General features: G+C 71.3%; 21 protein-coding genes. 8 read left to right on the top strand and 13 right to left on the bottom strand.

Features of this window, described 5'->3' with window-relative positions:
* Window positions 1–130: 130 nt before the first annotated feature.
* Entirely contained in the window at window positions 131–574 is a 444-nt protein-coding gene (locus tag ABZ914_RS00845) for a hypothetical protein (protein WP_500190700.1), read from the bottom strand.
* A gap of 721 nt (window positions 575–1,295) precedes the next feature.
* Window positions 1,296–2,504, bottom strand: coding sequence for a cytochrome P450 (locus tag ABZ914_RS00840; protein ID WP_500190698.1), 1,209 nt, complete (start codon window positions 2,502–2,504; stop codon window positions 1,296–1,298).
* A gap of 71 nt (window positions 2,505–2,575) precedes the next feature.
* Here ABZ914_RS00840 and ABZ914_RS00835 point away from each other — a divergent pair, with 71 nt between their 5' ends.
* The 3 genes from ABZ914_RS00835 to ABZ914_RS00825 all read left to right on the top strand — a co-directional run bounded on the left by ABZ914_RS00835 (window position 2,576) and on the right by ABZ914_RS00825 (window position 5,400).
* Window positions 2,576–3,163: a TetR/AcrR family transcriptional regulator gene (locus tag ABZ914_RS00835; protein ID WP_500190696.1), complete on the top strand. Its 588-nt coding sequence runs from the start codon at window positions 2,576–2,578 to the stop codon at window positions 3,161–3,163.
* Between the two features lie 765 nt (window positions 3,164–3,928).
* Window positions 3,929–4,093: a hypothetical protein gene (locus ABZ914_RS00830; protein ID WP_500190695.1), complete on the top strand. Its 165-nt coding sequence runs from the start codon at window positions 3,929–3,931 to the stop codon at window positions 4,091–4,093.
* Window positions 4,090–5,400: a glycosyltransferase gene (locus ABZ914_RS00825; protein WP_500190693.1), complete on the top strand. Its 1,311-nt coding sequence runs from the start codon at window positions 4,090–4,092 to the stop codon at window positions 5,398–5,400. Before ABZ914_RS00830 ends, ABZ914_RS00825 begins: the two co-directional genes overlap by 4 nt.
* 58 nt (window positions 5,401–5,458) lie before the next feature.
* On the opposite strand, the gene ABZ914_RS00820 is transcribed toward ABZ914_RS00825, so the two are convergent.
* From ABZ914_RS00820 to ABZ914_RS00800, 5 genes are read right to left on the bottom strand one after another with little or no spacing between them, the layout of a single operon-like run.
* Window positions 5,459–5,989, bottom strand: coding sequence for a hypothetical protein (locus ABZ914_RS00820; RefSeq protein WP_500190691.1), 531 nt, complete (start codon window positions 5,987–5,989; stop codon window positions 5,459–5,461).
* Window positions 5,990–6,036: 47 nt separating this feature from the next.
* Entirely contained in the window at window positions 6,037–7,218 is a 1,182-nt protein-coding gene (locus ABZ914_RS00815) for an ABC transporter permease (protein WP_500190690.1), read from the bottom strand.
* The gene (locus ABZ914_RS00810; RefSeq protein WP_500190688.1) at window positions 7,215–7,880 is read right to left on the bottom strand and encodes an ABC transporter ATP-binding protein; all 666 of its coding nucleotides are present in this window, start codon (window positions 7,878–7,880) and stop codon (window positions 7,215–7,217) included. Before ABZ914_RS00810 ends, ABZ914_RS00815 begins: the two co-directional genes overlap by 4 nt.
* Window positions 7,867–8,964: a peptidoglycan-binding protein gene (locus ABZ914_RS00805; protein ID WP_500190686.1), complete on the bottom strand. Its 1,098-nt coding sequence runs from the start codon at window positions 8,962–8,964 to the stop codon at window positions 7,867–7,869. The genes ABZ914_RS00810 and ABZ914_RS00805 overlap by 14 nt, the downstream gene beginning before the upstream one ends.
* A 1-nt stretch (window position 8,965) precedes the next feature.
* Window positions 8,966–9,475 carry a hypothetical protein gene (locus tag ABZ914_RS00800; RefSeq protein ID WP_500190684.1) on the bottom strand — a complete coding sequence of 170 codons (510 nt, stop codon included), beginning with the start codon at window positions 9,473–9,475 and terminating at the stop codon, window positions 8,966–8,968.
* Between the two features lie 109 nt (window positions 9,476–9,584).
* On the opposite strand from ABZ914_RS00800, the gene ABZ914_RS00795 reads away from it, so the two are divergent.
* The gene (locus ABZ914_RS00795) at window positions 9,585–11,063 is read left to right on the top strand and encodes a HAMP domain-containing sensor histidine kinase (RefSeq protein ID WP_500190682.1); all 1,479 of its coding nucleotides are present in this window, start codon (window positions 9,585–9,587) and stop codon (window positions 11,061–11,063) included.
* Complete coding sequence (locus ABZ914_RS00790; RefSeq protein WP_500190681.1) at window positions 11,060–11,722, top strand: response regulator; 663 nt, start codon at window positions 11,060–11,062, stop codon at window positions 11,720–11,722. Before ABZ914_RS00795 ends, ABZ914_RS00790 begins: the two co-directional genes overlap by 4 nt.
* A 36-nt stretch (window positions 11,723–11,758) precedes the next feature.
* On the opposite strand, the gene ABZ914_RS00785 is transcribed toward ABZ914_RS00790, so the two are convergent.
* Both ABZ914_RS00785 and ABZ914_RS00780 read right to left on the bottom strand, forming a co-directional pair.
* Window positions 11,759–12,271 (bottom strand): hypothetical protein, encoded by a 513-nt coding sequence (locus ABZ914_RS00785; RefSeq protein ID WP_500190679.1) that lies wholly within the window; start codon window positions 12,269–12,271, stop codon window positions 11,759–11,761.
* A gap of 80 nt (window positions 12,272–12,351) precedes the next feature.
* The gene (locus tag ABZ914_RS00780; protein WP_500190678.1) at window positions 12,352–13,881 is read right to left on the bottom strand and encodes a hypothetical protein; all 1,530 of its coding nucleotides are present in this window, start codon (window positions 13,879–13,881) and stop codon (window positions 12,352–12,354) included.
* A gap of 29 nt (window positions 13,882–13,910) precedes the next feature.
* Here ABZ914_RS00780 and ABZ914_RS00775 point away from each other — a divergent pair, with 29 nt between their 5' ends.
* A complete protein-coding gene (locus tag ABZ914_RS00775; protein ID WP_500190676.1) occupies window positions 13,911–15,164 on the top strand; it encodes a sensor histidine kinase in 1,254 nt (417 codons plus the stop codon).
* On the top strand, window positions 15,161–15,817 hold the full coding sequence (locus tag ABZ914_RS00770) for a response regulator transcription factor (RefSeq protein ID WP_500190674.1): 657 nt from the start codon (window positions 15,161–15,163) through the stop codon (window positions 15,815–15,817). The genes ABZ914_RS00775 and ABZ914_RS00770 overlap by 4 nt, the downstream gene beginning before the upstream one ends.
* A gap of 18 nt (window positions 15,818–15,835) precedes the next feature.
* On the opposite strand, the gene ABZ914_RS00765 is transcribed toward ABZ914_RS00770, so the two are convergent.
* Window positions 15,836–16,654 carry a TSUP family transporter gene (locus ABZ914_RS00765; protein ID WP_500190672.1) on the bottom strand — a complete coding sequence of 273 codons (819 nt, stop codon included), beginning with the start codon at window positions 16,652–16,654 and terminating at the stop codon, window positions 15,836–15,838.
* A gap of 43 nt (window positions 16,655–16,697) precedes the next feature.
* A complete protein-coding gene (locus ABZ914_RS00760) occupies window positions 16,698–17,693 on the bottom strand; it encodes an aldo/keto reductase (protein ID WP_500190671.1) in 996 nt (331 codons plus the stop codon).
* Between the two features lie 125 nt (window positions 17,694–17,818).
* On the opposite strand from ABZ914_RS00760, the gene ABZ914_RS00755 reads away from it, so the two are divergent.
* Window positions 17,819–18,673: a helix-turn-helix transcriptional regulator gene (locus ABZ914_RS00755; protein ID WP_500190669.1), complete on the top strand. Its 855-nt coding sequence runs from the start codon at window positions 17,819–17,821 to the stop codon at window positions 18,671–18,673.
* A 4-nt stretch (window positions 18,674–18,677) separates the two neighbouring features.
* Here the strand turns inward: ABZ914_RS00755 and ABZ914_RS00750 are convergent, their stop codons facing one another.
* Window positions 18,678–19,205 carry a GNAT family N-acetyltransferase gene (locus tag ABZ914_RS00750; protein WP_500190667.1) on the bottom strand — a complete coding sequence of 176 codons (528 nt, stop codon included), beginning with the start codon at window positions 19,203–19,205 and terminating at the stop codon, window positions 18,678–18,680.
* On the bottom strand, window positions 19,202–19,375 hold the full coding sequence (locus ABZ914_RS00745; protein WP_500190665.1) for a hypothetical protein: 174 nt from the start codon (window positions 19,373–19,375) through the stop codon (window positions 19,202–19,204). The genes ABZ914_RS00750 and ABZ914_RS00745 overlap by 4 nt, the downstream gene beginning before the upstream one ends.
* Window positions 19,376–19,408 lie beyond the last annotated feature (33 nt).

The raw sequence follows: 19,408 nt of genomic DNA, 5'->3' as shown, positions 1-19,408 counted from the left end.
AAGGGCCAAGCCACCACGAAGTGACGCCACGCCTAGCGCACCGGGGCCGGATGAGAACTTTCTTTACGTCTTTTCAAGGGCGCCCGCTTCGCGGTCGCCGGCGGCCGCCCGCCCAGGTTGAGTCAGCAGCTCAGGGCAGGTCTTGCCAGTGTTTTCCGGCGACAGTCTCTGCGTCCCTTTCCTGCGCGTCCCTCTTGCGTCGGCTAAGCGGAGTAAAGGCGACCACCACCGCCGTGGCGATGCCGAAGTGGAGTGCTCCCGTCGCCAAGTCCGGGTCGGACCCATCGCCGGACGCGTCGAAGACCGCCCAGCCCAGTGAAACTAGGAACAGGACGCCGAACACGCAGATGTAGAACAGGCGGGTTCTAGCGTCGTGCACCAGAAGCTGCCACCCGCCGAGAAGGAGACCCCAGAAGATCGCGCTACCGATGGTCATGTGCTCAAGGTTGTCATGGATCACGCCGCCTCGTACCCGAGAACGATCAAGCCGGTCCAGACGTTCGATCAGGTCCGCAAGGCCACCGCGCGGCGTCGGCGACGTCGATGTTCCGCAGTCGGCCATGGTGGTGCCCACAGCCTTTCGGAGTGCTCACCCGGTGGCGACCGTAATCGCCCATGCGATATGAGGGCGGGGACCACAAGGCAGGCGATCGCTTTGGGGGTCGTTGCCGGCATAGTTCCGGTCCATTGGCCTGTGGGCTGGTCACGCTCGAACCAGGGGGCTTCGCCGCCCCCTGGACCCCCGCGAGCCAGGGCACTCGTTCGCGCGAAACGGTCTGTCACACCGTCCCGCCGTTCGCGCGGACGAGCCTGGACGCGTGTGGATCCTGCTCGTGAGACTCGTCATGAATCGCTCTGCAACTCAGCGCTACGATCGGCAGGCCGAGACGCACAACTCAGCGGCTATGGTGGCGTGCAATTAGCGTGCAATTAGGCAGGGTGATCAAGGGGCAGTCACGGTCACTTGCGGTACGAGCGGAAGCCAGGTCGGGCGCTATGACGGCCCGGATCGGTTTGATTCCCAAGCTGACATCGCGGGTTCGATTCCCGTCACCCGCTCACTGAGAAGGCCCAGGTCAGAGGGATGATCCCCAGACCTGGGCCTTGATCGTTTTCGCCGTCGTCATCGACGGGCCATTAGCGGGCCATTAGGCCACCGGCACCAGCGCCCCGGCCGCGTCGCCCATGCGCGCCATCAGGTTCTTGGTCGGGACGCCCATGCTGGTTGCCGGTGTGCCGAAGGTCATGGAAACAGGAGTGTCCCGCAGCACCCATGCCCCTGGCAGTGGCGGGGATCACCTGGCGTTGGAGGGGGTGAAGGCCAGGTTGAGGTGGGTGAGGCGGCGGATCATGAGGCTGGGCACGTACCGGGCGGGTGAGGTGGCGTGGAAGGCGCCCTGGTCCAGGAGGGCGCGCACGGCCAGGACGGCTTCCAGGCGGGCCAGGTGGGCGCCGATGCAGAAGTGGATGCCGCGGCCGAACGCGGTGTGCGATTTGATCGCGGACCGGTGCAGGTCGAGGGTGTGGGGGGCGGGGAAGGCGGCGGGGTCGCGGTTGACCGCGCCCCACATCAGCATCAGGCGGGATCGGGCGGGGAGGTGCACGCCGCCGAGTTCGGTGTCGCGGGTGGTCACGCGGAAGTGGCCGCGGAACGGGCTGTGCAGCCGCAGTGTCTCTTCCACGAACGCCTCGATCTGGTCGGGGTCGTCGCGGAGCCGGTCGGCCAGGGCGGGGTCATCGGCGAGGGTGCGGGCGGCGGCGCCCAGCAGGCTGGTGGTCGATTCGCTGCCGGCGGTGACCAGTTGGAGCGCCATCTGGACGCGTTCGTCCTGGGTGAGGGTGTGGTCTTGGACGAGGGTGTCGAGCAGGCCGCCGCAGGGGCGGGCGGCGGCGCGGGTGAGTTGCTCGTCGAGGTAGCGCATCACCTGGAGGATCTGCTCGGCCAGGTGCATCATCCGGTCGGGGCCGGCCAGGCCGCTGAGCAGCTCGATCGCGGCGTCCGACCAGGCGGTGATCTGGTCGGCGTCGGATTCGGGCAGCCCGAGGATCCGGCTGATCACCAGCACCGGGACGGGGGCGGCGACCTCGGCCATCCAGTCTCCGCCGCCGCGGCGGGCCAGGGCGGTCACCCGCGGGTGCAGCAGGTCCTGGATCTGCCCGGTCAGCTCGGCGACCGTGCGTCTGGTGAACGCCGGGGCGACGGTGGCGCGCTGGCCGGTATGGCGGGGCGGGTCGACGGTCGCCAGCACATCGACGGCCGCGCCGCCCATGTCCACGAAGTCGGTTCCGCCGGGGCCGGCGGCCAGCAGCCCGGCCAGGTTGCTGGAGAACACCGCCGGATCCTCCAACGCCCGCAGGACCTGCTCGTGCGCCACCACCAGGTGCAGTCCCAGGTCGGGCAGCAGGTGCACCGGGCCGCGCTCACGCAGCCGCTGGTACCGGGGGTAGGGGTCGGCGAGCGCTTCGGGGGAGAACAGGTCCTCGGAGACCACAGGAGCCTTCATATAACACGTTATAGTTCACGTTATCGTCTGCAGGGAAGGGCTGATCGGCGTTGGACAATCCGCTGCCGGCCGTGGAACGCGGCCGTTCCACGCTCAGCGTGAACCGGCCGCTGAAGGAGTCCGAGCGGGCCCGGCGGGAGAAGATCCTGGCCGCCGCCCGCGAGCTGGCCCGCGGCGGCGGCTACCCGGCCACCACGATCCGGGCGGTCGCCGAGCGAGCGGGCACCACCCCGGCCACGGTCTACCGCTACTTCCCCTCCAAGGACCATCTGCTGCTGCACCTGATGATCGATTGGTCGCAGCAGTCCATCGCCGACCTGACCGCCGCCGCCTACACCGGCACCGTGCCCGAGCGCGTGGCCGCGGGATTCGCCGACCTCATCGACTGGGCCGCCGCCGAGTTGCCGCTGTTGTCGGCGGTGATGAGCGCGGTCAGCTCACCCGACATCAGCGGCGGCGGCCTGGCGATCTGGCGCGAACTGTTCACCGCCCTCATCCGCGCCGCCCTGAGCGACCCCGCCTGGGACGACACCGAGGGAAAGGCCCTCACTCTCGGCCACGTCCTGCTCGCCTGCCTCCTGGACCTCACCACCACCCGCGCCGGCACCCAGGAGACGCGCGACAACATCATGACCGCCGCCCGCCTCATCTTCCGCTGACACCGGCGATCAAGCGGAGCTGCCCGGGTTGCAGGAACGGTTCGGAGACAGTGGTCGCCACCGGAGACCCAGGCAGTGCCGGTTGAGTTGGCGAGATGGTGCGTCGCGGAAGAAGAGGCCCCGTCGGACCGGAACAGGTTGAGCCACCCGAGCGGCCCCAGGACGGGCCGAGGGCCACGCGAAGAGTTCGCGCTCCTGTGGGCCCAGCTTCAAGAGATCCGCGACGCTTCGAGACAGCCGCCTTCGTCGAAGCGGCGAAGCCAAGACGTTCGTATAGGGCGATGGCCGTCGACGCTGGCGACGGCCTTGCCCTTCTCGGACTCCGTCTGCAGATGGTAGGCCGCCAACAACGCAGTCGGCCCACCCTGGACGGAGCGGGTCTGACCTGACCAGTCGGAGTCACGCGCCGTTCGGACTTCGCATCGAGCAGAGCGGCGACGAGGGGCCACGGCACGGAGGGTGGCTGGGAGCCGGGTCATGGCGGTACGTCGCCATCCAAGATCACCGGACCGGGACGACGCGGGTCAACGTGCCGGTCACCGGTGTGCGGTTCGGCTCCCACGGCTTTCCTGGTAGCGGGCGCGGGAACATCGATGCGGCATCCACACCAAGCCCCCTGGTGCCTGCGAGATCGCCCTGGCCGGGCCGCCTCCGGAAGTCGCCGCCAACGACCCCGAACGGCCGGGACAAAATCACCGCCTACGTTCGGTCATGTGGCGGCATGTAGCCCCGAGAATGCTGAAATCGACTGATAACTGTACGTGTATGGACGATGGCAAAACGCTACCGTTCACCGGGCTGGGCATCCCGGTCTTCGGTGTGATGCTGACGGAGACCTGGCTGGCCGCCATCGCGGTCGCTCTGGTATTCGGCGGGGCCCTCTTGGTACGGCTGACGTGGCGGCGAGACAAGGACGTCTCGTCCAGGTGACCCGCTACGCTGCGGTCCGGGCCCGAGGCCGGATGATCCTGGCGACGTCCTGCACCGTGGCGGCGCTGACCCTCTGGGTCGTGCACCACCTGATCACCCCGTACTCCCCAGGGCTGGCCGCGCTGTGGACGGTGTCGGTGCTGCTCCTGGTGTGGGGGCTCGCGCTCGCGCTGCTCGAACGGCCGAAGACGGGAGACCCCGGCGACCTGGCGGCGGCGGTGGCGGTGCCGGTCTTCAACGAGGACCCCGCGCAGCTCATGGCGTGCCTGGATTCCCTGCTCGACCAGACGCGCCCACCCGACGCCGTCCACGTGGTCGACGATGGTTCGACGACCGGCGGCTACGACGAGGTCCGCTCCCGGTTCCTGCGCGCGGCCACGGCTCGCGGAGTCTCCGCCTCCTGGACACGGACGCCCAACAACGGCAAGCGCCACGCCCAAGCGGTCGCGTTCCGGGCGGCGCCGGACGCCGACGTCTACCTGACCGTGGACTCCGACACGATCCTGGACTCGCACGCGGTGGCGGAAGGGCTGGCGCCCTTCGCCTCTCCGCAGGTGATGTCGGTGGCCGGGGTCTGCCTGATCGAGAACAACCGCCGGAGCCCGGTATCCCGGATCTACGACCTCTGGTACACCTCGTTCCAGATGGTGGATCGTTCAGGGCAGTCGGTGATGGGCTCGGTCATGGTCAACTGCGGCGTCCTGGCCTTCTACCGCGCCGCCATCGTGCGCGACCATCTCGACGGCTACCTCAACGAGACGTTCTTCGGCCGTCCCGTCGCCTTCTCCGACGACTCGATGCTCACGCTGTACGCGCTGCTGCAGGGCCGCACGGTGCAGCAGCCGACGTGCGTGGGCTTCACCCTCGCACCCGATCGCTTGTCGCATCAGATGCGGCAGTACCTGCGGTGGGCCCGAGGCTCGACCATCCGCACCTGGTGGCGGCTCCGCTACCTGCCGCTCGGCTCCTACGCCTACTGGGCCCACCTTTTCCGCACGGCCCACTTCCCCTTGTCGACGGTGATGGCCTTTTTCCTCCTGTTCGTTCATCCGATGCTGAACCGGAGCATGATCCCGGACATCGTGGTGATCACTGTCCTGCTCTCCTATCTGCAGAACCTGCGCTACCTCACCTACCGGCGCTCCGATCAGCGGCTCGCCTCCCAACTCCTCACCTACGCTCTCAGCCCTCTCACCTCCCTGTGGATCGCGCTCTTCCTCCGCCCCGTCCGCTGGTACGCCGCCGCCACCTGCCTGCGCACCGGCTGGGGAACCCGAGCCGCCGGCGTGGAGGTCACCCCCTCCTGAGATGGGGCGCGGCGACCGTCGCTCGCGGTCTTTCGCAGGTTCCCGGAGGGGGCGGCCGTCAGTCGACGGCGTGCAGTACGGTCTCGCAGAGCGGGCCGTTCACCGAATCGGCCGGGATGAGTCGATCGGCCTCGGTGAGCATGGCGGCCGCCTCATCGGTGACGTCCAGATGGTCGTGCATCTCCTTGAGCCCCATGCCCTGCCAAATGAGCTGAAGTCCCTGGCTGTGGGACCGGTCCAGACGTCGGATCTGCCACCACAGGCCGTTCATTCGGTAGATCGCATCGATTTCATCGAACACTCCGAACCGCCAGGCTCGGGCGACCAGGCCGCAGACGATGTCCCAGAAGTCCAGCGCCGGCAGGTCCCCCATCTCCCGGCCGGTCTCCTCCGCGAGCCGCTTGACGGCGTCGAGGACGGCTGTCTCCGAGGTGACGGGCATCGCGGCGAGCTCCGTGGCGGCCGGCCAGTCGCAGCCCAGGGCCAGCAGGATCTTCGCGATCAGCGGCCAGCTGTCGTTGTCCAGCAACTCGTCCGCCCAAGAGGACGCCAGGGACTGGACCACTCGTGCGGTGTCGAGCCTCGCCATGGGGTCAGAGCCTATGCAAACGTGGGGCGCGCGCTGCGCGCTGACGGCTAGACACTTCGGAGGGCCTCGGTCGGGGACATCCGCGCGGCGCGCAGTGCCGGGTAGAGCCCGGCGATCGCGCCGGTGGCGAGGGCCAGCAGCAGCCCGCCCCACAGCGCCTGCGCCGGTATCGACACGGCCCAGTGGCGGTCGTAGGCGAGGCCCGTGGTGATCGCGGTCCCGATGGCCAGCCCGGTCGCGCCGCCGAAGGCCGACAGCACCAGCGACTCGGTGAGGAACTGCGCCGCGACGTGCGCGCGTGCGGCGCCCAGCGCCCGGCGCAGCCCGATCTCCGAGCGCCGTTCGAGGACCGAGATGACCATGACGTTGGCGATCCCGATCGCCCCCACGAGCAGTGCGATCGCGCCCAGCCCGAGGAACAGCGCCTGCCCGGACGCCTTGACCGCCAGTTGCGCGGTGAGCGCGTCGGACGGCCGGCTCACCTCGACCTGATCGGGGTTGGCCGGATTGGCGGCGGGGGCCAGGAGGTCGGCCACCTCCGGGACGTGGTCCTTCTGCGCGCGCAGGTAGACGCGGCTGGGATGCCCGTCGTATCCGAGCACGTTGCCGGCGGCCGCGAACGACACCAGCGCGGAACGGTCGATCTCCGGGGCCAGCGGCAGGGGCCGAAGGATTCCGGCGACGGTGAACCAGTGCCCGCCCAGCCAGACCCGGACCGTGGGGCCGACGTTCCGCACGCCCAACGTGGTGGCGGCGTCGTAGCCGAGCACCGTGACCGGGTACGGCGCGGAGGTGAGGAACCGGCCGGTCAGCAGCGAACCGTCCAGGGTGGTCAGCAGCGAGGCGTCGCATGCGCGTACCGCCCGTCCGCCGGTCTGCCCGGTCGGGACGTGGTCGTTGCGGTAGACCGCGGCCGTGGTGACCTGGGCGGTCGGCGCGACCGACAGCACGTTGGGGACCTGCCGGATCATCGGGGCGGCCGTGGCGGGCAGTTCGGCCTCGGTGCCGCCCATGGTGTGCCCGTCGACGACGGTCAGCATGTTGGTGCCGAGCCGGTCGATGCGGGCCAGCAGGTTCGACTGGCTGGATCTGGTGACGCCGAGCACCGCGACGATCGAGGCGATGCCGATCGCGATGCCGAGGCCCGACAGGACCGCCCTGATCCGGCGGGAGCGCAGTCCCAGGGTCCCGGTGGGCAGCAGGTCGGTGAACCGCAAGGTGCTCCTCATGCGACCAGCACCCCGTCGCGCATCTCGATCCGGCTGCGGCACGCCCGCGCGACGGCCTCCTCGTGGGTGACGATGACCAGGGTGGTGCCTTCGGCATTGAGCTCTTTGATCAGGTTCAGGATCCCGGCGCCGGTGGCGCTGTCGAGGTTGCCGGTGGGCTCGTCGGCGAACACGATCGCCGGGCGGCCGACGACCGCCCGGGCGATGGCCACCCGCTGCCGTTCGCCGCCGGACAGCTTGCCCGCGTGGTGGCCGGTCCGGTGCCCGAGGCCGACGCGCTCCAGTGCCGCCCGCGCCAGGCGACGGCGCTCTCGGGCCGGGGTCCCGCGGTACAGGAGCCCGGAGGCGACGTTCTCCAACGCGGACAGAGCGTCCAGCAGGAAGAACTGCTGGAACACCACACCGACCCGGTGCGCGCGCAACCCGGCCAGCGCCCGGTCGGACATGGCCGGCACCGACTCGCCCGCCAGCCGCACCGAACCGCTGGTAGGCCGGTCCAGACCCGCCATGAGCTGCAGCAGCGTGGACTTGCCCGATCCGGAGGCGCCGCGGACGGCGAGCATGTCGCCGTGCTCCACCGTCAGGCTCACGCCGCGTACGGCCTCGACCGGCGGTTCCCCGGCGTAGGTCTTGCGGACGTCGGTCAGCTCAAGAACCGTCATCGGGCACCTCCACGCGCTGTCCCTCCGCGAGCCCCGCGCCGCTGACCTCGACCAGCGCGGCGCTCTCGTCGAACAGCCCGGTCCTGACCGGGACATGGCGCCGCAGGGCACCGCTCACGACGACGACCTCGTAGGTGCCGCCGGGCAGCGGGCGCAGTGCCGTGGTCGGTACGGCCAGCACCCCGCGGTCCTGCTGCGCGATGATCGACACCTGGACCGACGCCTGGTCGAGCAGGCCGTGGATGGTCCCGTCGACGGTGACCGTGACCGGGGCCGTCGACTGCTCGGGCGTGTCGCTCCCGTTGCCTCCGCCGTCGCCGGTGGAGGGCGAGGTCGTCGCGACCGTGCCGATCGCGGAGACACGACCCCGCCGGGTCGTCTGGTCGGGCAGCGTCACCACGACCGGATCGCCGATCTTCACGTTCGGCAGGTCGGTCGGCGAGAGCTGCACGGTGACCGCCTGCCGCGGCGTGGTGCCGTGCTCGACGGGATGCCCGGCCTGGACCCTGGTGCCGGTCGCGACGTCGAGCGCGGATATCCGGACCGGGCCGGGGGCGAACACGATCTGGCCGAGCGGCACGGTGCCCGTCTCGGGCAGGTGGCGGTCCTCCTGCCAGTGCCAGACGGCCCAGTAGGTGGCGGACGAGTAGTGGTCATCGACGGTGAGGCCGTCGCCGTAGCCGAGGGCGGCGAGGTTGGTCTCCAGTTGCCTGACGTCCGAGCCGTCGGTCATCCCCTCCTCGAAGGCCCTCCAGACCGGCCGCGTCCCGTACATCAGCGGGACCTTCGTGCCGTCGATCTCGTAGGCGGTGTCCCCGCGCCGGATCCGGCGGCCGACCGGCGGCAGCTTCGTGACCACGCCGGATCCGGTGGCCTGCAGCTGATAGGTGCCCGCGTAGCCCAGCTTGCCGTTCAGCATCTGGCGCTGCGCGACATCGGTCCGGACGACGGCGGCGGTGCCGGTCCGGACGGTGCCGGTGCCGGGCCGGTCGGCCGCGTGACCGCGGCCGTCCAGGACCGTCCAGCTCGCGGCGCCGGACAGCCCGGCCAGTGCGACGCCGGAGAGGATCAGGAGCCGGCGCATGTCACTGCCCTCCGCCGGCCGGGCGCTTGAACCCGAAGCGCCCGGAGGGCTGGTACCGCTTGCAGGGGGCCAGTTTCGCGATCAGCGCGGGCTTGCCGATGTTCTGGAGCCGGGTGGGAAGGGTGAAGGAGCCGTCGGTGTCGGGATCCGGCCAGTCCGGAATGCCTGAACGGCGCAGGCATGCGGCGAACTGCCGCAGCTTGGCCAGGTCGGCGCTCGAAACCGGAGTCGGCTGGGCGCCGTGGGGCACCTGGGCCTTGAGCGAGGCACACGCGGCGGGCAGCCGCTGGGCGCCTCCCGTGGACGGGAAGGTCCACGTTCCGTCGGGGTTCTGGACCGGGTCGGGGAAGTTGGGCAGGCCGTGGGCCCTGGCGCACTGGGCGAGCCGGAGCATCGCGGCCCCGGCGCCGGCGCTCGACCTCGACGTGGGCTTGGCCTGCGGGCCGTGTCCCCCGCATCCGGTGAGCAGCAGGGCCAGCGCCAGCCCCGCACACGCGCTTCGAGGAGTCATGCCGTCCAATCTGGCGACGCTCGCCGCCGGGCAGATCCCCCAAAAGAGGAGTGAACGCACCGCCGTTCGAGGGACCCCGCAGACGGATCACCCGGCCTACGCTGAACCCATGCTGTCCAGATTCGGATTGAGAATCCGGATGGGGGCGTCGTACGTCGCCGTCTCCGCGGCGGCCGTACTCATCGTCGAAGCGGTCGTGCTGGCCTACTTCGTCCCGCGCATGGCCAACGCCCGCCACCAGGTGAAACAGGCCAACGCGCGGGTGGTCCAAGCCGACGTCCAGGCGGGCGTGGTCAAGAGCGGCTCGATCGTCGAGCAGGACGCCGCGGCGGCCCGTACGGCCGCCGCGGGGCGGGGCTCGCTCTCCGACCGGGCGCTCCTCGCGGCCGCGGCCAGGGCCGGCTTCGGCCGCACCGCGGCGGACCCGGTGCCGGAGCTGGTCGAGGCGCTGGCCGGGCTGGACGGCCGGGTGGTGGCGACGACCGCTCCACGGATCATGCCGATCGGCTCGACGCTGCCCCGTGCCGCCGTCACCGCGACCCATCAGGTCACCTCATTGGGCGGCGGCGCGGCCTGGGCGACCAGTCCGGTGACGACCACGACGACCAGCGGGACGAGCCGGACCTTCGCGATCGCCTACGTCAGGCTGGCCCCGGGCGGCTTGAGCCGTCCGGGTACCGACGCCAAGAGAACCGCCGCCGCGGCACAGAAAGCCCCCGACACCGACAGCATGCTGCTGCCCGGGCTGATCATGCTGGTCATGCTGGTTCCGGCGGGCGGGGTGTTCGGGCTGCTCAGCACCCGCCGCCTGATCGGCCGGATCCGGCGCCTGGCCGCCGGCACCGCGGTGATGGCGGACGGCGACCTGCGATCGCGGATCCCGGTGTCGGGCGGCGACGAGGTGGGCCGGCTGGAGCAGGCCTTCAACCGGATGGCCGAACGGCTGGAACTCGCCGTCCGGGCGGAGCGCGAGGCGGCCGTCGTGACCGCGCGGCGTGACGAGCGCAACCGGATCGCCCGGGACCTGCACGATTCGGTGTCCCAGGACCTGTTCTCGGCCAACCTGCTGGCCGGCGGTCTGCGCCGCGCGCTGCCGGCCGGATCGCACCTGCGACGGCAGGCCGAATCGATGGAGCAGACGCTGGAACGCACGATGCGGGAGATGCGTGCCATGCTGCTGGAGCTGCGGCCCGTCGCGCTGGAAGAGGCCGGGCTGGCGGCGACCCTGAAGGACCTCTGCCAAGCCTACGAGGTACGGCTGGGGATCCGGATCAGCGCGACGATCGACGCGCCGGAACTGCCCCCGGCGGTCGAGCTGGCGGTGCTCCGGGTGGTCCAGGAGGCGCTCGGCAACGCGGCCCGGCATGCCGAACCGGAACGGATCGAGCTCCGCGTGACCAAGGCCGGAGGGCAGATCATGGTCCTGATCAGCGACGACGGGCGGGGCTTCCCCCCGGCCGGGACCGCGGGGCGGCACGGGATGGGGATGGCGCTGATGCGCGAGAGGGTCACCGAACTGGGCGGCACCTTCGAGGTGGCGAGCGCGCCCGAAGAGGGCACGACCATCCAGGTGCGGATCCCGGCATGATCAGGGTGCTCATCGTCGACGATCATGAGGTGGTGCGGCAGGGGCTGCGGTTCGTGCTCGAGCAGGAGCCCGACATCACGGTCACCGGCGAGTGCGCGGACGGGCAGTCCGCGATCGAGGCGATCCAGGCGCAGCGGCCCGACGTGGTGCTCCTGGACCTGGTGATGCCGGGCCTGGACGGCCTGGGCGTCCTGCACGCCCTCCGGAACGAGGATTCCGGACCCGCCGTCATCGTGCTGACCTCCTTCTTGGCCGCGGACCAGGCGGTGGACGCCGTGCGCGCCGGCGCCTCCTCCTACCTGCCGAAGACCACCGCGGTCGATCGGGTCGTGGAGGCCGTCAGGGCCGCCGCGGCCGGCGGCAGCGTGCTGGACTCCGGGGTAGCCGCGCTCCTCGTCCGGAAGCTGCGCGAGGACGAACCGGCCGGCCCGCTGCGGGGATTGTCGCCCCGGGAGCGCGACGTGCTCGCCGAGCTGGCCAGGGGGCGCTCCAACCGGGAGATCGCCAGAGCGCTCGCGCTCGGCGAGCAGACCGTCAAGACTCACGTCTCCAGCATCCTCGCCAAATTGGGCCTCCAAGACCGGACCCAAGCAGCGATCTTCGGGCTCCAGCAGGGCCTGGTCCCCCTCCGCGACGCCCTCTCCGATAAAGACCCCTAAGCGCGCGTTCGGGATCGGATCAACCGCTCGCGCTGCTCAAGGCGGCGGAGGGCACAATCGACACCCCAGCTCACCGCTGAAGATTCCATGTTTCGGACAGGGTGAGACTTGCTCAGGGGTCGGAGTCACTCGCCAGTCGGCTTGGCGAACCACCCCAACGGTGGGTTCGGCCAGATAGGCCGAATCGGCCGGTTGCGGGATGTAGGAAGCGAGCATCGCCTTGAAGGCGGCCAGGTCCTTCTTCACGTGTGGAGGCTCGTAAGGAAGCCGGTCCCAGCCATGGCCCGACAAAGCCGTGTCGATCAACCGCAGGAAGAATTCCTTCTCCTCTGTGCAGTTGTCGGTCCAGGGCAGCTCTTCGAGGTCGAAGCCGGAGAATCCTCTGCCGTGCCGGTGCCCGTCGGCGAAATACAGGACCAGGTTCTGTTCCCATGGGGAAACGGCTAGAGCACTCCCTGCCAGCGTCAGAACATCGAAGAAGACATCGGTGGCACTGTTCGTCATGTACAGCTCATTGAACTGGTTGCCCACTGGCTTGACCTCGCCCATTTCTGTGACGCCAGTCGCTCACGGCTTAGGGGAACCAGCGTAACTCCACGAAAGCTCGGGGTGCTTGGACCGCCATCGGCTCAGCGCCAGTTGGTGGGGCGGTGGGAGGGGGCGCGGGTCGTCGCTCGCCACAGCACGGCCAGGACGTAGGCGCAGAGGACGGCGAAACCCGCCCAGAGGGGCAGCGGGAAATACCCGGCCGACGGCGCGTAGTGTGCCACCACCTGCGGATACTCGATCCTGGTCTGCTGGACGGCGAAGCCCGCGGCCGGGGTGAGGCGCAGCAGCCATCGCGCCACGGCGTCGGGCAGCAGCGGCATCGTGGCCACCGCGTACGGCACGGCGACGAGCGTCAGCGCGAGGACGGCCGCCGCCCAGCCGCGCCGCACCACGGCACCGAGCCCATAGGCGAGGACGCCGCACATCGCGAGCGCCGCCGCGACCCCGACGACGACCCGCACGGCGGTCAGCGCGGACACCGGCTGCACGGGGACGCCGTTATGCCGCAAGATCGCGACGCCGACCGGCAGGGCGATACCGACGGCCGCGAGCCCGGTCACGAAGGTCGCACCGCCGACCACGACCGCCCGGGCGATCACCACCGCGCGGCGGCGTCCAGGTGCGGCGTCCGGCGGGGTGCCGTCCCGGGTGCCGTCCTTGGTGCCTTCCTTCGCTCCGTAGCGGGCGGCCGCCATCAGGATGATGATCAGCGCGATCACCAGGCCGGGGAGGGTCTCGTCGACGGTGGTGACGCCCTCCTCCCCGCTCGGGCCGATGTCGCCCGTCCCGCTCACGGCGATGGCGCCGCCCTTCTCGATCGCGCCGGAGGCGTTGTGGTACTTCTCCCAGTCGGTCTGGTTCATCCCGCCGATGGCCTCGCTGCGCCACGCGCCGGCGGCCGCGCCCGCCGTCGTGACGTGGTCGAAGACCCCGGTGGCCTGCGTGAAGCGGATCTCCTCGACCGCTCCGCCGAGCCCGACCTTCCGCAGCGTGAGGTCGCCGGGGGAGGCGGCGAACAGCCCGACCTGCGCCGTGTCCGGGAGGTTCGGCAGTTCCACCGACCCCACGGTGCGCCAGTGCAGCCCGTCCGCGGACTCCGCGCCGGTGACGGTGGCTCCGGACCGCGTCAGCCGCAGCCAGCGGGGGGAGCGCGGCGACACGCCGTCCGGGCTCCCTGCGATGTCGTGCCGGTAGTCGTACTGCATCCGCACGCCGTGGTGTCCGGTCATCGCGAGCGCCGCGTAGGACGAGCCCGGCCGGACGCCGTCCTTGATGATGATCCCGGCCTTCGCCCACGGCACCAGCCCGGGGACGATCTTGTCGTGGTGGGGCGGCGGGTAGGTGATCGTCCCGGTCATCGCGGTCAGCCGGACGGTGATGGCGCCGTTCCGGCCGAGACCGCGGTGCAGGAACCAGAACCGGTCGCCGACGACCGAGCCGTCCGCGCTGGTCGGATCGTGGCGGCAGGGCCCGGCGCAGGACGCGTGGTTGCCGGACGCGTAGAGCAGCCCGGCGGCGATGACGGCGAGGGCCGCGGCCGCCAGGGCGATCAGCCGTCCGGGACGCCGGAAGGCGCCCCATTCCCGGCGAAGAAGTTCTCTGAATGGCATGCCGCCGTTTCTATGGAAACGGACGTAACGTGACCCGAACCGTGCTCGTCATCCCGCTGTTAGGTCCGGCCGGGCATGCTGGAGGGATGATCAGGCTGCGCAGGGGGACCGTCGGGCTCCGGTTCACGGTGTTGTACGCCGCGGTGTTCCTGGTGTCCGGGATCGGGCTGTCGGCGCTCACCTTCCTGTTCTCCGGCGACCGGGGGACGAGCGTCCCCTTGGGCGGGCAGGCCCCGCCCCAGAGCGGCGACCCGGCTGCGGCGCAGCAGCACATCCGGCGGCTTCAGGACCAGTTGGCCGAGACGAACGCGCAGCATTCCCGGCAACTGCTGGCGGGAATGCTGCTCGCCCTGGTCGTGATGGCGGTCCTTTCCCTGCTTGTCGGCCGGCTGCTCGCCCGCCGGGTGCTGCGCCCGCTCCGCCTGATCACCGCGGCGACCCGGCGGATCTCCGCCGACGACCTGGACCGGCGGCTGGCCGTCACCGGTCCGGTGGACGAGGTGAAGGACCTCGCCGACACCATCGACGGGCTACTGGAACGGCTGGAGGCGTCGTTCGCGGCGCAGCGCCGGTTCGTCGCCAACGCCTCGCACGAACTGCGCACCCCGCTGGCGACCATGCGGGCGTCGCTGGACGTCGCGTCCGCCAAGCCGGGCGCGCAGCGGCAGGCGCTCGCCCTCGCCGACCGGCTGCGTCCCGAGCTGGACCGGGTGGACCGGCTGCTCGACGGGTTCCTCGTCCTGGCCCGGGCCCAGCACGGCGCCCTGGCCGGCGGCGCCGACGTCTCCGTCGACGACCTGGTCGCGCGTGCGGTGGCCGACCGCGCCACGGGAATCGCCGCGAAACGGTTGGAGGTGACGACCGAACTGCGGGCCGGTGCGAGCATCCGGGGCGATTCCGCGCTGCTCGTCCGGATGGTTGAGAACGTCCTCGACAACGCCGTCACCCACAACGAGCCGGGCGGCCGGGTGCGCGTCGCGACCTTCCGGGAGGGCGCCGGCGTGCGGCTCGTCGTGCGGACCGGCGGAGCCGTCCTCGACCAGCGGGACGTGGACCGGCTCGCGCAGCCCTTCGCGCGCCTCGGCGACGACCGCACGGGCTCGGAGAACGGCTCCGGCCTCGGCCTGTCGATCGTCGCGGCGATCGCCGCGGCGCATGGCGGACGGCTCGACCTGCTCGCCCCGCCCGAGGGCGGCCTGCGGGTCGACATCACCCTGCCGCCCGCCCCCGCCCACGCGCCCGCGCCCACGTCCCCGCTCGTTCAGGCCGGGGCGGCGGAGTGAGGGTCCTGGTGGTCGAGGACGCCCGGTCGCTCGCCGCCGTCGTCGCCGAGGGCCTTCGCGACCAGGGGATGGCCGTCGACCTCGCCCACGACGGGCTGGGGGCCGCCGCCAGGCTCGATACCACCGCCTACGAGGTCGTGGTCCTCGACCGCGACCTGCCCGGCCTGCACGGCGACACCCTCTGCCAGATGATCAGCGAACGGCGGGACCGTCCGATGGTGCTGATGCTGACCGCGGCCGGAACGCCGGACGACCGCGTCAGCGGCCTCACCCTCGGAGCCGACGACTACCTCGCCAAGCCGTTCCACTTCCCGGAGCTGGTCCTGCGCGTCCAGGCCCTGGCCCGTCGCAGGCCGGACGGCCGGCCGCGCATCCTGCGCGCGGCCGGGATCGAGCTGGACCCGGTCCGCCGGACCGCCGTCCGCGACGGCCGGCACCTGAACCTGTCGGTGAAGGAGTTCGCCCTGCTGCACGCGCTGATGCGGGCCAGCCCCGGCTTCCTCAGCACCGAGGCGCTGCTGGAGCAGGTCTGGGACGAGAACGCCGACCCGTTCACCAACACCGTGACCGTGACGATCGGACGGCTGCGCCGCAAGCTCGGCGGACCACCCGTCATCACGACCACCCCCGGCATCGGCTACCGCCTCGCCTGATCTACGCGCCCCATGGGGTCAGGCGGCCGCTTGGACGAGGTAGACGAATGCCAGGGCGGTGGCCAAGGCGCCCAGGGTCAGGCGGAGGGCGGTCTCGGGCAGCCGGGGTTGCAGCCGCGCGCCCAGGTAGCCGCCGGCCAGCCCGCCGAGGCCGCAGCTCAACCCGAGCGGCCAATCCGGCGCGATGTCGCCGTGCGCGGTGAACGAGAGCGCGGCGTAGGTCAGAGCGCCGGTCACCGAGGTGAGGAAGGTGGAGGCGAGAGCGGCGGGCGCAACCTGCGCGACGGGCATGCCGCGGCCGACGAGGATGGGCCCGAGGATGGAGCCACCGCCGATGCCGTAGACGCCGCCGACCGTGCCGACCGCCAGCGAGAGCCCGACGACGAAGCGTTCGGACGGGGCGCTTGCACGGTCACCGCGCGGAGGGCGCAGGGTACGGGCGCACAGCCACAGGCCCAACGGTGCCAGCAGCAGGCCCACCAGGGCGCGGAAGACGGTCGGACCGGGGACGGCGAAGACCCGGATGACCGCTCCGACGACGACGCCGGGCAGGGTCCCCAGGATCAGCAGCCGGGTCAACGCACCGCTCAACTGCCCGCGACGGTGATAGCGCGCCAGCGCACCAGGCCCGGCGACCACGTTGAACAAGAGGTTCGTCGGGGTGACCGCCGGACTGGGCACGTTCAGAACGCTGAGCTGGACCGGCAACAGGAACACCGCTCCCGACACCCCGACCGGCGCCGTCACCGACGCGATGAGCGCCCCGGCCGCCAACCCGAGCAGTTCGGTTTGTCCTGTCATCGTCATCGGGCAGTCGCCGGGGCCGTCATCCGGCAAAGCATGCCTTATCGGCCGGACGGAGAAGGCTCGGTGCGGGTGCTCAGTTCCCCACGCCGAGGGTGGACATGAACGCGGACGGGTACCGATCGCCGCGCGCCACGCCCGGCGGCACCGCCTTCTCGATCTCGGCGAGGTCGTCCGCGGTGAGGTCCAGCTCCATCGCGGGCAGCGCCTCGGCCAGCCGTTCGCGGGTGCGGGCGCCGACCAGCGGCACGATGTCCCGGCCTTGCGCGGCCACCCAGGCGATGGCCAGCTGGGCGACGGTGGCCCCCTTCGCGTCGGCGATCCGGCGCAGCGCCTCCACGAGGGCGAGGTTGTGCTCCACGTTCCCGGCGGCGAACCGCGGGCTGGAGCCGCGGCCGTCGCCGGGGCCCGCGGTGCGGCCGGCCCTCCAGTGGCCGGAGATGAGGCCGCGGCCGAGCACGCCGTACGCGGTCAGGCCGATGCCCAGCTCCCGCAGCGTCGGCAGGACCTCCGCCTCCACCGCACGGGAGATCAGCGAGTACTCGATCTGCAGGTCGGCGACCGGGTGCACGGCGTGCGCCCGGCGGATCGTCGCCGCGTCGACCTCCGAGAGCCCCAGGTACCGCACGTACCCGGCGTCGATCATCTCCTTGATCGCGCCCACCGTCTCCTCGATCGGCACCGCCGGATCCAGCCGCGCGGGGCGGTAGACGTCGATGTGGTCGGTGCCGAGCCGGGTCAGCGAGTAGGCCAGGAAGTTCTTCACCGCCTCGGGGCGGCCGTCCGGCCCGCCGAACTCCGTGCCCGGGCCCCGCAGCATGCCGAACTTGACGCTCAGCTGGTAGCCGTCGCGGTCCCGGCCGCGCAGCGCCTCGGCGAGCAGCAGCTCGTTGTGGCCCATGGCGTAGAAGTCGCCGGTGTCGATCAGCGTGACGCCGCCGTCCAGCGCCGCGTGCACGGTGGCGATGCTCTCCGCGCGGTCGGCCGCACCGTAAGCGCCCGACATGCCCATCGCGCCCAGGCCCAGCGCGGAAGTGGCCGGTCCATGGTCGCCCAGTGTCCGTGTCTGCATCAGGTCTCCGTTCTCGGGGTCGTCCTCCAACCCTGCGCCCGAGCCGGGACGTGCGGGAGCGGAGCGTTCATCGTGGGAGAGCCGCTCCCTGGATACGCCCGCCCGCCGCGAGGGACGATGGGGTCGTGCAACGTGACCAGCTCGCCGACTTCCTGCGCCGCCGCCGCGAGGCGATCCGCCCGGCCGAGGTCGGCATCGCCGACGGCCCCCGGCGCCGCACCACCGGCCTGCGCCGGGAAGAGGTGGCCATGCTCGCCGGCATGTCGGTGGACTACGTTGTGCGCCTCGAGCAAGGCCGCAGCAGCCAGCCCTCGCCTCAGCTGCTCGGCGCGCTGGCCCGGGCCCTGCGGCTGTCCGACGACGAACGCGACCACCTGTTCCACCTGGCCGGCCACCGGCCCCCGCCCGCCGACGGAACGGCCCGCCTGGCCCGCGCCGGCCTGATGCGCATGCTCGACCTGCTCGGCGAGACCCCGGCGCTGGTGCTGTCCGACCTGGGCGAGGTCCTCGCCCAGAACCGGACGGCCGTCCTGCTGACCGGCGACCACACGGGCTTCTCCGGCGACCGGCGCTACGTCGTCCACCGCTGGTTCACCGACCCCGCCGCCCGCGCGGTCGCCCCGGTGGAGGAGCAGGAGCACTACGGCCGCCAGATCGTGGCCGACCTGCGCGCGGCCGCCGGCCGCCGCACCGGTGACCCCGCGGTCGCCGGACTCATCGAACGATTGCAGGCCGCCAGCGCCGACTTCCGGCGGCTCTGGGCCGAGCACGAGGTGGCGGTCCGGCGCGCCGACCGCAAGACCATGCTGCATCCGCGAGTGGGCCGCATGCTGCTGGACTGCGAAACGCTGGTCACTCCCGACCAGAGTCAGCAGCTGCTGGTGCTCACCCCCGCCGACGCCGAAACCCGCGAGCGGCTGGACCTGCTGCGAGTCCTCGGCATCGAAGACTTCCCCACCAAGGCCGCCACGCCCCAATAACTCGTCACGGCCGGGACGGCGGGGGCGGATCGTTGCGCAATCTGCTGTACATCCAGCCGTCACGCCACTGGCCGGCGCGGAACTCCACCGCGCGCAGGACGCCCTCCAGAGTGAATCCGGCCTTCTCAAGCGATTTCTGTTCCGCGACGTTCTCAGGATGGGTGGCCGCCTGGATGCGTTCGGCCGGGGTGTGGGTGAAGAGGTATTCGCAGAGCATCGCCTGAGCGCGCCAGCCGATGCCGCGCCCACGCCAGTCGGGTAGCAGGGCGATCCCTATCTCCCAGTACCGGGAGACCCCGGACCCCCGTGCCGACCAGCTCACGAAGCCTGCGGCCGTGCCGTCGGCCTCGACGATGAGCCTGCCTTCGTCCTCGCCCAGGTAGCCGTCGGAGGCGTAGCGCCGCGCCGGGGCCTGTGCGTCGCGGAACCCCGTCCAGTCCAGGCCGATCAATCCCGGCTCCGTCGCGAAACGCCGGAACATGGCGAGATCGTCTTCAGTGACCGGCCGCAGGCGTATCCCAAGGGCACTCACCACGCCACCTCCGGGGTGATGCGCTCGTCTTGTGTGATCACGTCGCTGCCCTGGACCTTACCTTCCTCCCACCGGACCGCTTGTCGCGCCTCGTGGTCGAGGACGAGGAGTTCGGGGACGGCGCGGAGCCGGATCACGTAGGCGGCGACGCGGATCCTGGGTCGGGTCACCCGAGCATTGTGAGGCCGCGTGACGGGGCGGTC

The sequence above is a fragment of the Spirillospora sp. NPDC046719 genome (genome assembly GCF_040645715.1).
In the GTDB taxonomy this organism is placed as follows: domain Bacteria; phylum Actinomycetota; class Actinomycetes; order Streptosporangiales; family Streptosporangiaceae; genus Spirillospora.
Note: the sequence above shows the minus strand (reverse complement) of the source record. Positions and strands in the feature narration are given on the sequence as shown.

Excerpts from the sequence above, each read along its gene's own strand:
- ABZ914_RS00780 (WP_500190678.1), bottom strand. The coding sequence starts at position 13,881 with ATGCCATTCAGAGAACTTCTTCGCCGGGAATGGGGCGCCTTCCGGCGT.
- ABZ914_RS00840 (WP_500190698.1), bottom strand. The coding sequence starts at position 2,504 with ATGAAGGCTCCTGTGGTCTCCGAGGACCTGTTCTCCCCCGAAGCGCTC.
- ABZ914_RS00785 (WP_500190679.1), bottom strand. The coding sequence starts at position 12,271 with ATGGGCGAGGTCAAGCCAGTGGGCAACCAGTTCAATGAGCTGTACATG.
- ABZ914_RS00795 (WP_500190682.1), top strand. The coding sequence starts at position 9,585 with ATGCTGTCCAGATTCGGATTGAGAATCCGGATGGGGGCGTCGTACGTC.
- ABZ914_RS00830 (WP_500190695.1), top strand. The coding sequence starts at position 3,929 with ATGGACGATGGCAAAACGCTACCGTTCACCGGGCTGGGCATCCCGGTC.
- ABZ914_RS00820 (WP_500190691.1), bottom strand. The coding sequence starts at position 5,989 with ATGGCGAGGCTCGACACCGCACGAGTGGTCCAGTCCCTGGCGTCCTCT.
- ABZ914_RS00760 (WP_500190671.1), bottom strand. The coding sequence starts at position 17,693 with ATGCAGACACGGACACTGGGCGACCATGGACCGGCCACTTCCGCGCTG.
- ABZ914_RS00800 (WP_500190684.1), bottom strand. The coding sequence starts at position 9,475 with ATGACTCCTCGAAGCGCGTGTGCGGGGCTGGCGCTGGCCCTGCTGCTC.
- ABZ914_RS00815 (WP_500190690.1), bottom strand. The coding sequence starts at position 7,218 with ATGAGGAGCACCTTGCGGTTCACCGACCTGCTGCCCACCGGGACCCTG.
- ABZ914_RS00805 (WP_500190686.1), bottom strand. The coding sequence starts at position 8,964 with ATGCGCCGGCTCCTGATCCTCTCCGGCGTCGCACTGGCCGGGCTGTCC.
- ABZ914_RS00810 (WP_500190688.1), bottom strand. The coding sequence starts at position 7,880 with ATGACGGTTCTTGAGCTGACCGACGTCCGCAAGACCTACGCCGGGGAA.
- ABZ914_RS00790 (WP_500190681.1), top strand. The coding sequence starts at position 11,060 with ATGATCAGGGTGCTCATCGTCGACGATCATGAGGTGGTGCGGCAGGGG.